General features: G+C 73.2%; 13 protein-coding genes. 4 read left to right on the forward strand and 9 right to left on the reverse strand.

What is annotated here, in order from left to right:
* Positions 1–811, forward strand: an 811-nt coding sequence (locus ACFQ3T_RS28480) for a HAMP domain-containing sensor histidine kinase (RefSeq protein ID WP_380727764.1), incomplete at its 5' end; no start/stop codon positions are given.
* Complete coding sequence (locus ACFQ3T_RS28485) at positions 804–1,445, forward strand: HD domain-containing protein (protein WP_380727766.1); 642 nt, start codon at positions 804–806, stop codon at positions 1,443–1,445. The genes ACFQ3T_RS28480 and ACFQ3T_RS28485, both read left to right, overlap by 8 nt.
* On the opposite strand, the gene ACFQ3T_RS28490 is transcribed toward ACFQ3T_RS28485, so the two are convergent.
* From ACFQ3T_RS28490 to ACFQ3T_RS28520, 7 genes are all read right to left on the reverse strand, one after another.
* Positions 1,420–1,992, reverse strand: coding sequence for a 1,2-dihydroxy-3-keto-5-methylthiopentene dioxygenase (locus tag ACFQ3T_RS28490; RefSeq protein WP_380727768.1), 573 nt, complete (start codon positions 1,990–1,992; stop codon positions 1,420–1,422). The genes ACFQ3T_RS28485 and ACFQ3T_RS28490 overlap by 26 nt on opposite strands.
* 5 nt (positions 1,993–1,997) lie before the next feature.
* Complete coding sequence (mtnB, locus tag ACFQ3T_RS28495) at positions 1,998–2,597, reverse strand: methylthioribulose 1-phosphate dehydratase (RefSeq protein WP_380727770.1); 600 nt, start codon at positions 2,595–2,597, stop codon at positions 1,998–2,000.
* Entirely contained in the window at positions 2,594–3,259 is a 666-nt protein-coding gene (gene mtnC, locus ACFQ3T_RS28500; protein ID WP_380727772.1) for an acireductone synthase, read from the reverse strand. The genes mtnB and mtnC overlap by 4 nt, the downstream gene beginning before the upstream one ends.
* Positions 3,252–4,259: a translation initiation factor eIF-2B alpha/beta/delta subunit family protein gene (locus ACFQ3T_RS28505; RefSeq protein ID WP_380727774.1), complete on the reverse strand. Its 1,008-nt coding sequence runs from the start codon at positions 4,257–4,259 to the stop codon at positions 3,252–3,254. The genes mtnC and ACFQ3T_RS28505 overlap by 8 nt, the downstream gene beginning before the upstream one ends.
* Positions 4,259–5,383, reverse strand: a complete 1,125-nt coding sequence (locus ACFQ3T_RS28510) for an acyl-CoA dehydrogenase family protein (RefSeq protein ID WP_380727776.1) — start codon at positions 5,381–5,383, stop codon at positions 4,259–4,261. Before ACFQ3T_RS28510 ends, ACFQ3T_RS28505 begins: the two co-directional genes overlap by 1 nt.
* 204 nt (positions 5,384–5,587) lie before the next feature.
* Entirely contained in the window at positions 5,588–6,721 is a 1,134-nt protein-coding gene (locus ACFQ3T_RS28515) for a hypothetical protein (RefSeq protein ID WP_380727778.1), read from the reverse strand.
* Positions 6,718–7,812, reverse strand: a complete 1,095-nt coding sequence (locus ACFQ3T_RS28520) for an XRE family transcriptional regulator (RefSeq protein ID WP_380727780.1) — start codon at positions 7,810–7,812, stop codon at positions 6,718–6,720. Before ACFQ3T_RS28520 ends, ACFQ3T_RS28515 begins: the two co-directional genes overlap by 4 nt.
* 199 nt (positions 7,813–8,011) lie before the next feature.
* Between ACFQ3T_RS28520 and ACFQ3T_RS28525 the strand changes: the two genes are divergently transcribed.
* Positions 8,012–8,248 carry a hypothetical protein gene (locus tag ACFQ3T_RS28525; protein WP_380727783.1) on the forward strand — a complete coding sequence of 79 codons (237 nt, stop codon included), beginning with the start codon at positions 8,012–8,014 and terminating at the stop codon, positions 8,246–8,248.
* 111 nt (positions 8,249–8,359) lie between these two features.
* Positions 8,360–9,139, forward strand: coding sequence for a hypothetical protein (locus ACFQ3T_RS28530; protein WP_380727785.1), 780 nt, complete (start codon positions 8,360–8,362; stop codon positions 9,137–9,139).
* Positions 9,140–9,161: 22 nt separating this feature from the next.
* Here the strand turns inward: ACFQ3T_RS28530 and ACFQ3T_RS28535 are convergent, their stop codons facing one another.
* Both ACFQ3T_RS28535 and ACFQ3T_RS28540 read right to left on the reverse strand, forming a co-directional pair.
* Positions 9,162–10,940: a family 20 glycosylhydrolase gene (locus ACFQ3T_RS28535; protein ID WP_380727789.1), complete on the reverse strand. Its 1,779-nt coding sequence runs from the start codon at positions 10,938–10,940 to the stop codon at positions 9,162–9,164.
* 134 nt (positions 10,941–11,074) lie between these two features.
* Positions 11,075–12,516 (reverse strand): LuxR C-terminal-related transcriptional regulator (locus ACFQ3T_RS28540; protein ID WP_380727787.1); only part of this gene is annotated, 1,442 nt, incomplete at its 5' end.

Below are 12,516 nucleotides of genomic sequence, written 5' to 3' on the forward strand. Positions count from 1 at the left end.
CTCCCGGCCGTTGCGGGAGACGGCGGCGGTCGCGCGCACCATGAGCGGCGGGCGGCGTGACCTGCGGGCGGACGAGCGCGGGCCGGCGGAGGTCGCCGAGGTCGCGGGCGCGGTGAACTCGCTGGCCGACGCGTTGGCGCGCAGCGAGGCCAGGCAGCGGGAGTTCCTGCTGTCGGTGTCGCACGAGCTGCGGACGCCGTTGACGGCGGTCACCGGGTTCGCCGAGTCGCTGGCCGACGGCGTGGTGACCGGGTCGGAGGTGCCGGCGGTCGGCCGGACGATCGGGCGGGAGGCGCACCGGCTGGACCGGCTGGTGGCCGACCTGCTCGACCTGGCCCGGCTCGGCGCGGACGACTTCCGCGTCGACCTCGCGCCGGTCGACCTCACCGCGCTGGTGTCGGCCGCCGCGGAGGTGTGGCGGGCGCGGTGCGCGGCGAAGGACGTCGAGTTCCGGCTCGAACTGCCCGCGCACCCCGTGGTGCGGGTGACCGACCCGCGGCGGCTGCGGCAGGTGCTGGACGGGCTGCTGGAGAACGCCCTCCGGGTCACGCCCGCGGGCCGGCCCGTGGTGCTGTCGCTGGGTGACGTGCTGCAGGTGCGCGACGGCGGGCCGGGGTTGTCGGAGGAGGACTACCGGGTGGCGTTCCGCAAGGGCGCGCTGCACGCGAAGTACGAGCGGTCGCGGCCGGTGGGCACGGGCGTCGGGCTGGCGCTGGCGCACGGCCTGGTGACCCGGCTGGGTGGCACGATCGAGGCCGGTCCCGCGCCCGAGGGCGGCGCGGCGTTCACGGTGGGGGTGCCCGGTGCGTGAGCTGGAAGCGCGGTGGTGCGAGGCGGTCGCCGAGCTGGGCGGCACGCACGACCCGGACGACCCGGACGGCGCGCAGGGGCCGGGCGACCTGGCCACCCGGTACGCCGAACCCCACCGCGGCTACCACAACACCGACCACGCGCTGGCTGTCGCGCGCGACGCGGACCTCCTCGCGCGGGCCGACGGGCGGACACCGCGGGAGCGGGCCGTGCTGGCGCTCGCCGCGTTGGCGCACGACGTCGTGTACGACGGCAGGCACGGCGACGACGAGCGCCGCAGCGCCGAGTGGGCGCGCGACCGGCTCGCCGGCCTGCCGGAGGCCGACCAGGTGGCCGACCTGGTGCTGGCCACCGCGGACCACGCGTCGGACGACCCGCTGACGTGCCTGCTCCTGGACGCCGACCTGGCCGTCCTCGCCGCCGACCCCGACGTGTACGAGCGCTACCGGGCGGCGGTGCGCGCCGAGTACGCGCACGTGCCGGACGACGCGTGGCGGGTCGGGCGGGCGAACGTCCTGCGCGCCCTGGCGCGGCGCGACCCGCTCTACGTCACGCCGCACGCGCACGAGCGGTGGGAGGCACGGGCCAAGGCCAACCTCGCGGCCGAGCTCAGCTCGCTCGGTGACCCGCCATGAGCGCGTCGAACGTCGGGAACGACCGGGCGATCTCGCTGCCGGTGAAGTTGCCGACCCAGCCGTCGTCGTCGTGGAAGAACCGGATCGACACGTAGTCCGGCCGGGTGCCCATGTCGAACCAGTGGGTGGTGTTCGCGGGCACGCTGAGCAGGTCGCCCGCCTCGCACAGCACGGCGTGCACGCGTCCGTCGACGTGCAGGTAGAACACGCCCGCGCCGCGCGCGAAGAACCGGTCCTCGTCGTCGTCGTGGGTGTGCTCGGCCAGGAACTTCAGCCGCGCCTGCCCCGCCGTCTCCAGCCACCCCGGGTCGTCGGACGGGGTCATCTCCATCGCGTCGACCAGGGTGTAGCCCTCGGCCTCGGTGACGCGGGCGACCTGCTCGGCGTACACCTCCAGCGCGTTCTCGCTGGTCACGCCGGGCACGACGGGCCACTGCTCGTAGCGGACGCCGAGCCGCTTCAGCTCCGCGGCGATCTCGGCGGGGTCGGCGGTGCGCACCACCACCGTCTCGGGGTCGGTGTCCGACCACACGGTCAGCAACGTCATCGCGCCTACCTCCTGTGGGTTTCGACCTTGAAGCGCACCAGCCACTCCAAGCACTCCAGCCGGTGCCGCGCCTGGTAGAGGTCGTCACCCCACACGTACACGCCGTGCCGGGCCACGATCAAGGCCGGCACGTCCGCGCGGAACCCGGCCTCGAACGCGTCGCCGAGCACCCGCATGTCCTGGCTGTTCGGCGCCACCGGGATCACGACGGACTCGTGCGCCTGCCGGCCGAACCCCTTCAGCATCTCCAGGTCGCGCAGCTCGACGCCGTCCGGCCAGTGCTCGGCCGCGACCACGGGCGCGAGGGCGTGCACGTGGACCACCGCGCCCGCGCCGGACACCGCCGCGATCCGCCCGTGCAGGCCCGCCTCGGCCGACGGGACGCGCACCGGGTCGTCCGTGCGGCCCTCGGCGTCGACGACGACCACGTCGTCGGGGGTCAGCTCGCCCTTGTCCTTGCCGCTGACGGTGACCGCGAGCCGCAGCGGGTCGCGGTCGACCACCACGGACAGGTTGCCGGACGTGCCGCGCATCCAGCCCATCGCGGTGTACCGGGCGCACTCGGCGGCCAGCGCCTCGCCGGCCTCCCGCGGATCGGGCGTCACAGGGCCTCCACCGTCCGGTGTGGACCGAAGTCGGCGTCGCCGTACGGCTCGCCCGGCCGCCGCACGCCGACCGTCCGCCAGCCCGCCTCGGCGGCGGCGTCCAGCTCCGCGGGCACGTCCGAGTAGAACGTGATGTCGTCCGAGCCGAGCACGGACGCGATCTTCAGGTACGACGCGGCCTCGCGCTTCGGGCCCGCGTTGACGGTGTCGAAGTGGTGCTGGAACAACGACGTGAGGTCGCCGTCGGTGGTGTGCCTGAAGAACGCCACCTGGCCGGCCACCGAACCGGACGAGAACACGGCCAGGTCGACGCCCTCCGCGTGCCACTCGCGCAGCGCGGGCACGACGTCGGGGAAGAACTCGGCCACCAGGTCGCCCTCGGCGTAGCCGCGCTGCCAGATGAGGCCCTGCAGCGTCTTGAGCGGCGTGACCTTCTGGTCGGCGTCCATCCAGCCGTGCAGGACGCGCACCAGCTCGTCCGTGCCACCGTCCACACCGGACAGCTCGCGGATCTGCGCCACCGCCTCGGCCACGGCCGGGTCGTCGCCGTGCTCGTCGATCCACGGGCCGAGGCGCGGCCGGGCGTAGTCGTACAGCGTGACCAGGACCTGGTCGGTGGCGCTGAGCGTGCCTTCGATGTCCAGCACAACCCACTCAGTCATGAACGTCCCCAACGTAGTAATCAGCCAGCTCGTGCGGAGCGTACGCACCGCGATCGGTCACCACTTCCGTCACGAACCGCGGCGGCGTGACGTCGAACGCCGGGTACCGGCCCCGCGCCCGCTCGGTGGCCGTGCGGCGGCCCAGGGTGTGCAGCACGTCGTCACCGGGCCGGTACTCGATCGGCACGTCGGCGGCGGTGGGCGCGAGCCGGTCCGGCGCCTGCACCATCGCGAGGAACGGCACGTCGAACTCGCGGGCGGCGATCGCCAGGCCGAGCGTGCCGACCTTGTTGACCACGTGCCCGTCCATGGTGACCCGGTCGGCGGCGGTCAGCAGCACGTCGACGTCGCCGGTCGACATCACGGCCGCGCCCATGCCGTCGGTGACGAGGGTCGTGTCGACGCCCATCTCGCCCAGGGTCTCGGCGGTGAGCCGCGCGCCCTGGAGGTACGGGCGGGTCTCCGTGCAGACGAACCGCAAACGTTTGCCCAGGTCTTGGGCAGCGGTGACGGTCTCGGTCAGGTACAGGTCGGCCCAGCAGTGCGTGAGCACCGCGCCCTCGTCCGGGAGGCGGGCGGCGGTGAACTCGCCGAGCCTGCGGCTGCGCGCCCGGTACCGCTCGTCGCCCGCGAGCGCGCCCCGCAGCGCCCCGGCCTCGACGTCGTCGTCCACGTCCACGCCGGCCAGCAGGGCGGCGACCGCCTTGCGCAGGTGGTTGTTGGTGCGGCGGGTCTCGACCAGCAGCCGCCCGGCCCGGTCGAGCGCGGCGCGGGCCTCGTCGCGGGGCAGGCCGCGGACCTCGCGGGCCGCCAGCACCATGCCGTAGAGCGCGGCGAAGTACGGGCCGGACGACTGGGTGACCATGTCCTCGATCGCCTTGGCGACCTCGCCGACCGTGCCGCAGCGCACCCACACCCGCTCGAACGGGAAGTTGCGCCGGTCCAGGATGTGCACGCCGTCGTCTTCGAGGCGCACGCTGCGCGCGAGCAGCGGCTCCATCAGCTGTACCCGGTGAACGGGGCGTGCTCGCCGGTGAGGAAGTGCGCGCCGACCTCGCGGGCCTTGTACGCCACCGGGTCGTGCAGGGTGAGCGTGCGGGCGTTGCGCCAGAACCGGTCGAACGCGTAGCCGGCGGCGGTCGCGCGGGCCCCGCACAGCTCGAACACGCGGCTGGTGGTCTGGTTCGCGACCTTCGTGGCGACGACCTTGGCGGACGAGATGGCGGCGGCGGTGTCGGCGCGTTCGTCGGCGGTCAGGTCCGCGCCGCGCTCGGAGGCGTGGCGGAGGCGTTCCGACGCGTGGTCGGCGAGGAGCCCGGCGGCCTGCGCGTCCGCGACCAGCTCGCCGTAGGTGGCGAGGACGTACGGGTCGGCGGTCGCGCTGTCGACGCCGCTGAGGAACCACGGGCGGGTGGTCGTGCGGGTGTAGCGGGCGGCTTCGGCGAGCGCCCCCTCGGCCATCGCCACGTACAGCTGGGCGAGCACGAGCTGGAAGCCCAGGGCGGCGAGGGACAGCCGCGGGTTCGTCTCGTCGTGGGCGCCGAGCACCTGGTCGGCGGGGACGTGGACGCGGTCGAACACGACGCCGCCGCTGGCGGTGAGGCGTTGGCCGATGTTGTCCCAGTCGCCGGCGTAGGTGATGCCGTCGGCCTTCGCGTCGAGGACGAAGGTGACCTTGTCGCCGGTGTCCGTGCGGGTCGCGCTGACCACGAGCCGGTCGGCCACCGACGCGCCGGTGGCGAACGTCTTGCGCCCCGTGACCTCGTACCCGCCGTCGACGGGCCGCAGCTCCAGCGCCGCGTCCAGCGGGTTGCTGACCCCGGCCCAGAAGGTCTCGGCGCCGGACGTCACGCCGTCGCGCCCGAACAGGCCCGTCCGCCACACCTGGAGGTAGTGGTAGCCGAGCAGGTGACCGACGTTGGCGTCCGCCGCCCCCACCACCCGGGTGACCGCCTGCTGGGTGGCCCAGTCACCGATCGCCAGCACGCCGGACCGCCGCAGGGCGTCGACCTCGGCCACCGGCTCCGCACCGCGCCGGTCCCGCTCCGCCGCGTCCACCCGCAGCGCGGTCGCCAGCTCCTCGGCGACGGTCAGCCACTTCTGCCGACCATCGGTGCTCGTCATCCCCGTGCCTCCGTCCGACCGACGGCCCAGCCGCCGCCCGCTCGTCCCCGTTCCAGCAGGCGAGCCTAATCGCCGGCGGGCGCGGAGAACTGAGCGTTCCGCCACATGGGAGAGGCCTCGGCGGGCAGCCGTCGACCCGGGGTGGTCGGGACCCGGTGGGGTCGGGGCGGCGGGGTCAGGACCGGCGGGGTCGGGAGGGTGTGGTCAGGGGGCGACGTACGTCCCGCACCGGGCCAGGCCCAGCGCGCCCATCGCGCCGCGCAGCCCGACCGTGCCGCGCGGGAAGCCCTGGACGTGCGCGGCCCACGTGCGGCGGTCCTGCGCGAGCGCCTTCAGGTACCGCACGCACAGGGACGGCGGGATGGCCTCGCAGCGCTTGCGGGCGGCCCGCAGGGCGATCTCCATGCGCAGCGCCTCCCCGTCACGCCGGCCCCGCGACTCGATCCGGTCGAGGATGCCGTCGATCAGGGCCATCCGGCCGTGCAGGAAGTCCCACCAGTAGCCCTCGTCCGCCGCCGCCTCGAAGCCGCCGTCGTCGTCGAGCAGCGCGAACACGCCCTCGGCGAGGCAGTCGCCGAACTCCTCCACCTGCGCCCGCTGCTCCCCGGCGAACGGGTCGTACTCCTTCTGGACCACCTGGCCGGTGATCGCCGAGCGGCGCAGGCCCTCGTCGTCCAGCAGGAAGAACCAGTCCTCGTTGTAGATGGTGGGGAAGAACGAGGACATCGAGTCGTTGCCGACGACGAGCGCGCCGCCGCCGATGAACGTGCCCTGGTCGCCGCCCGTCTCGCGGTGGGCGTGGCAGACGACGGAGTTGTCCGGGTACCCGCCCACCTCCAGGCCGACGGCCGCGTAGCCGTGCGAGACGAGGCCCGCGGCGGCGTCGAGGTCGGCGGGCCGGGGCACGGTGATGTCGTCGTCCAGGAACGCCACCCGCTCCCAGCCGACCACGCGGGACACGAGGAGGCCGAGGTTGCGCTTGAGGCTGGTGTCGGTGCCGCGCTCGAACTCCGTGCCGCGCAGCACCTCCGTGGTGGCCAGGCGGGGCATCACCGACGCCGGCAGGGCGGTGACGTCGACGACCAGCATCTCGACGTGCTTCTTCCGGGCCAGCTTCGCGGCTGCCTCCGGCGCGGCGTTGCCGCTGGTCAGCACGACCAGCGGCCGGCCGAGCACGGCGGCGACCCCGGTCGCCTTGTCGAGGTGCGCCCACGTCCGGTTGGTGGGCACGACGACCGCGTCCACCGCCCCCGGCGGGCAGTCCTCCACGTCCACTGTGGTCAGCAGCTTGCCGTGCGACGCGTGGTGCTCCACGGGCGCCGGCGCTGTGGCGTTCAACCCTGGCCCTCCGGCCACTCGAAAAGGCGTGATTCGGGCAGGTTCCAGTCCGGCGTGACGACCTGGCCGTTCACCACGAGCACCCTGGTGAGGACGCTGTAGGCCCGCGTGCCCGCGAAGCGGGTCGCCAGGTACTCCGCGTTGCGGTCGCGGAACCTGGTGTCGGTCAGGGCCCGCACGACGCCGAGGGTTCCCCGGCCGTACTGGCCATTGCAGATCGTCACCGTCCGCTTGTGGTTGAACGGGTTCGGTCCGCGGTAGAAGTGGGCCACGTCCTCGTGCAGCACCTCGTGGCCGCGCTCCCTGCCGAGCTTCGGTGCGAACAGCGTTTCACCGCCGTCCGGCCGGCGCACGAGGAAGCCGCCCGCCTCGTCGTCGTCGTGCCTGGCGACCTGGGTGACCGGCAGGTCGACCCGGGCCAGCAGCTCGCGGGTGACCAGGTTCCAGTCCACGCCGCCGAGCAGGACGAGGTGCGTGGTGTAGTCGTCGGGCTCCAGGTCGGAGGCGATGCGGAAGTTGACCTGGCTGCGCGGGTTGAGCGCGCGGATGTGGCCGTGCAGCTCGATCAGGGCGTCGAGGTCGGCGTAGGTGTACAGCTCCACGTAGTCCGGCTGCGTCGGGTCGGAGTAGGGCATCCGCTCGCGCATCGCGGCCGGCAGCTGGGCCACCACGATCGTGATCACGTGCCGGTCGTCGAAGTACCAGAAACCCCGGTTGCCCTGGTCGGGCGGCGGCGACGTGCCGGCTTCGCGTTGTTCGGCAGCCCGCAGCTCCGTCAGCTCGCGCAGCAGCTCCTCGCGGTCGCGGGCCTCGTCCGGGGTCAGCTCGTCCACCGGGAGCAGGCGGTACGGGCGCTGGGCGACGGAACGCCTGGTGGCGAAGAACGTGGCGTAGGCGGCCAGGCGGTGCAGCGGCGGCGTCTTCGGCTTGGTGCGGCTCTCCCACGACGACAGGAGCGGCACGCTGGCCGGCTTGTCGGCGCTGAACGCCGCCGCGAGGTCGCTCTGGGTGATCGTCACGTCGGGCCACTGCTCCTCGCGCAACGCCCTGAGGCGGTGCGCCAGCGAGGGGGAGTCATCCGCAACGACCACGTCCGCGCGCCCTTCAGTGAACTTCAGCTCACTAGCTGAAGAGCGAAACATACACGATTACGGCGGAAAGTCACGACCCACTACCCCCATCAGGGGCTTGTCAGTGAAGTACACGTCACCTTACCCTCAGGTTACTGAGGTTCAGTCAACTTCAGTGAGTCTAGGTGAAGTTCACCCAGGAAGCCATCCAGGGGTCGTCATGAACATGCTCACCGCGTTAGCTCAATCGTCCGAGACCACCGAGTGGACGCCACTCGTCGTGATGATCATGATCGGCGCGATGACGCTGGTCATGGGTCTGGCCCGGCTGCTGCGCCGCGTGCTGGGCATGCTCACCAAGGTCGTGCTGTCCGCCGGCGCGGCCATGACCGGCCTCGCCGGGATGCTGGCCGTCTGCACGGTCCTGACCACCGTCCTGCTGGTCTACGTGCGCTGATCCCACCGTGCGGCTTGCCCCCTTCGACTACGGTATGCGCGCCCGTATCGAAGGGGGAGTCGCACGATGGACCTGTCGCGCAGACCGTTCCGCGGGGGGACCGCCGTCGCCGTGGGTGCGACCGCGACCCTCGGGGCGACCGCGTCGGCCCTGGCCCAGGCGCCGCGTCCACACCGGACGTCCACGCCGCACCTGCTGGAGGCCGAGCAGCTGGTCGGCTACCTCTCGTTGCCGACGTGCCCGCTGTCCAACAACACGTACAAGCACCCCGACCAGCCGAACGTGGTCCGGTGGGGCTCCCCCGGCGACGCGACCGAGTGGGTCAACCAGAGCCAGTGCGCGTCCTTCCAGACGGCCGTGCTGAAGCGCACGTACCGGTGGGCGACGTCGGCGTTCTTCAGCAGGCACTTCGGGCTGGCCAGCCCGTTCGCCCGCGACTACCGGGCCGCCTTCGCCGACCGGCGGGTGCCGCACTTCGAGCGGGTCACCAGGGTCGCGGACCTCCGGCCGGGCGACCTGATCGCCATCGACTACCGCAACGACCAGGACACCAACACCGGGCACGTGGTGCTGGTCCGGTCCGTCAAGGGCGTCTACACCGCGCCGAGCCGCGGCCTGAACTTCCCCGGCGAGACGCAGTACGCCGTGGAGGTCGTGGACTGCACGTCCGAGCCGCACGGCGTGTACGGGGTCGGCAACTACTTCCGGTACCCCGACAACCGGATCTTCAACGCCACCGCCGAGACCGACGGCGCGGGCTTCGGGCACATGATGTTCTACGCCTCCGACGCCACCGGCGAGTTCACCCGCTACCGGTGGAGCGTCAACACGTCGTCCGCGGGCACGTTCACGATGGCGCAACGCCCGGTGTCCGCCGCCAGGGTCGTCTGAGCCCCGGCGGCGGACGACCCCGTCAGAGGCGGAGCCAGAGGGCGGGAACGTTCGGCGGCTCCCAGCCCGGTTGCGACGTGTGCGCCTGGCGGCACTGGTAGTTGACGCCGTTGTAGGTGACCTGCGCGCCGACCGCGTACGCGCGGTTCGGCGCCCACGTGCCCGACGGCTGCGTCGTGGTGGTCGTGGTCGTGGTGGTCGTGGTCGTGGTCGTCGTGGTGGTGGTTGTCGTCGTGGTGGTCGTGGTGGTGGTCGTGTCGCCGCTCTCCCACGGCACCTGGGGCGAGCGGTAGAAGTCGATGCCCATCGCGGCCCACCGCGGGGCCTGGGCGCCGAGGCGGGCCTTGAACGCGTCCCAGTTGTGCGTCGACCACGGCGACCAGCCCAGTTCCGCGATCGCCGACAGGCGCGGGAACGCCATGTGGTCGATGTGGGCCGGCGTCACGATCGTCTCCGTCCACAGTGGAGCCTCGACGCCCCGCACGGCGGACTCGGGCACGCCGCTGACGTGCGTGCCGGGGTTCCAGTTGTAGGCGTCCTGCACCTCGACGAAACCGGCCCAGCTCAGGCCGAGCTGCGTGCCGGAGTGGTACTTCATGTCGAGGTACGCCTTGTTCGCGGGCGACATCAGGATCTTCTGGCCGCGCGCGGCGGCGTTCTGCACCACGGCGTTGGACGTGGTCGTGCCCCAGTACTGCGCGACCGCGGAGGTGTCGGTGGTGGTCTTGACGAACTCGTGCCAGCCCATCGGCTTCTTGCCGTACTTGCCGACGAGCGGCAGCACGCGGTTCATGAACGTCTGGTACTCCTGGTCGGTGGTCGCGTTGGCCTCGTCGCCGCCGATGTGGAAGTACGGGCCGGGCGTCAGCGCGGCGATCTCCCGGATCACGTCCTCCACGAACGTGTAGGTGATCTCCTTCGACACGCACAGCGACGAGTAGCCGACCGCGATGTCCGTGCGCAACGCGGGCGCGACGCCGTTGCAGTTCAGCTCGGCGTACGAGGAGAGCGCCGCGTTGGTGTGGCCGGGCAGGTCCACCTCGGGGATGACGGTGATGTGCCGGGCCGCCGCGTAGGCGACGATCTCCTGGTACTGCGCCTTCGTGTAGTACCCGCCGGGTCCGCCGCCGACCTGCGTGCTGCCGCCGTGCGTGGCCAGGCGCGGCCAGCTGTCGATCACGATCCGCCAGCCCTGGTCGTCGGTCAGGTGCAGGTGGAAGTAGTTGACCTTGTAGAGGGCGAGCTGGTCGAGGTACCGCTTGACGGTGGCCACGGGGTGGAAGTGGCGGGCCACGTCGAGCATCGCGCCGCGGTGGCCGAAGCGCGGGTGGTCGGTGATCGTCGCGCCGGGGACCGTCCACGGACCGGGCTGGGCGGTGCGGCTCTCGACCTTGGCGGGCAGCATCTGCCGCAGCGTCTGCACGCCCGCGAACAGGCCCGCCGGGGTGTTGGCGCGGAGCTGGACGGACGCCGCCGTGACGGCGAGGTGGTAGCCCTGGTCGCCGACCGTCGCGGGCGCGCCGCCGATGAGCAGCGAGATGCCGTCGGACGGCGTGCCGGTGGTGTCGGTGACGGGGAGCGGGTAGCCGGTCGACGGGCGGAGGAGCGCGGCCAGCTGGTCGCCGACGGCGTGCGCCGCGGGCGTGGTGTAGATCTTGGTGGCGGCGGTGACGGTGTGCGTGACGCCGGCCGCGGGCTGCACGGACACCGGCACGGGGACGATGCTGCGCAGGGGTTCCGCGGCGAGCGCCGCGGTGGTGTTCGAGCCGGCGTTCCAGACGGCGGTCGCGCCGAGCACCATCACCAGGACGGCGAGCGACCGTGCCGTCCTGTTCTTGAGATTCACGTGGAAACCTCCTCGGGCAGGGCGGCGGCCGACTGCCGTCAAGGGTGCGTACGCGTCGTGGACGATGTCAATGGGTCTAGACCATTTGGCTACGCGAGGTCGAGCTTGCCCAGCTCCACGCGGGACGCCACGCCGAGCTTCGGGTACACCTTGTACAGGTGGTAGCCGACCGTCCGCGGGCTCAGGAACAGCTGCGCGCCGATCTCCCGGTTGCTCAGCCCCTCGGCGGCCAGCCGCACGACCTGGAGCTCCTGCGGCGTGAGGGTGCTCAGCGGGTCCGGACCGGGCAGCGCGCGGCTCTCGCCGGTGGCGCGCAGTTCCGTGCGGGCGCGGGCCGCCCACGGGGTCGCGCCCAGGCGCTCGAAGAGGTCCAGCGCGGAACGGAGATGGGCGCGGGCGTCGGTCTTGCGGCGGGCGCGGCGCAGCCACTCCCCGTACAGCAGCTCGGTGCGGGCCCGTTCGAACGGGCGGCCGTCGGCGACGCGGTGCAGGTCGACCGCACGGCTGAACCAGCGCTCGTCGTCGGTGAGCAGGGCGCGGCACCGCGCGGCGACGGCTTCCGCCCACGGCCGGCCGGTGCTCGACGCCCACTCGTCGAACCAGTCCCCCGCGTCGGCGGCGTGCGCGTGCCTGCCGAGGCGGGCGGCGGCTTCGACCAGGTCGGGCAGGCTGGAGACGGCGTAGAGCCGGTGCGCGCCCGCGGCGACGTCGGCCAGCCGGTCCAGCACCGCCTCGTGGCGGCCGAGCCCGAGGTCCAGCAGCGCCAGCGCGCACGCCGCGCGCACCGACCGCGGCGGGCCGCCGGCCAACGTCGCCACCAGCTCCTCGCAGCGCGCCTCGTCACCCTCGATGGCGGCCAGCTCGGCGAGCACGCTGGACAGGAACCCCACGCTGAACGTCTGGCCGATGTCGGACGCGATCCGCAGCCCTTCCTCGGCGGTGGCGCGGGCGTCCCGGTGCTGCCCGAGGTGCAGGCGACCGCGGGCCAGGTACGCGAGGACGCGGGGCAGCACGCCGAGGGCGCCCTGGGCGCGGGACTGGCGTTCGAGGTCGGCGGCCCACTCGTACGCGGCGCGGTCGTCGCCCAGCACGAGGTGCCACCAGGCCGTGACCGCGTTGCCGGGTCCGCCGACGTACCGCGAGCCGAGGAGGCGCCGCAGCGCCGCCATGCCGCCGGGCACGTCCGCGCCGTCCAGCCCCAGGGCGGCGGTCGCCACGGCCCGCGTGTCGTCGGCGCCGGGCAGGCCGTCGGCGCGGGCGGCGATCTCCCGGAGGGCGTCGAAGTCACGGCCCGCCCACGCGTTCTGGGCGGAGTTGAACAGCAGCTCCCCCGCCAGCTCCGGATCGGTGTGCCGGGCGCAGGCGGCGGCGCGGAGGAGCTGCGTCGCGGCCTCCGCCGACCGTCCCTGCTCGGCGGCCAACCGGGCCTGGACGCGTGCCACCTTGGCGCCGTCCACCCGGTTGGCCACCAGGTCCCACGCCTGGTCGGCGAGCGCGGACGCGCGGTCGAACTGGCCCGCCGCACCGGCCG

This window comes from Saccharothrix hoggarensis (assembly GCF_042678885.1).
Classification (GTDB): Bacteria; Actinomycetota; Actinomycetes; order Mycobacteriales; family Pseudonocardiaceae; genus Actinosynnema; species Actinosynnema hoggarensis.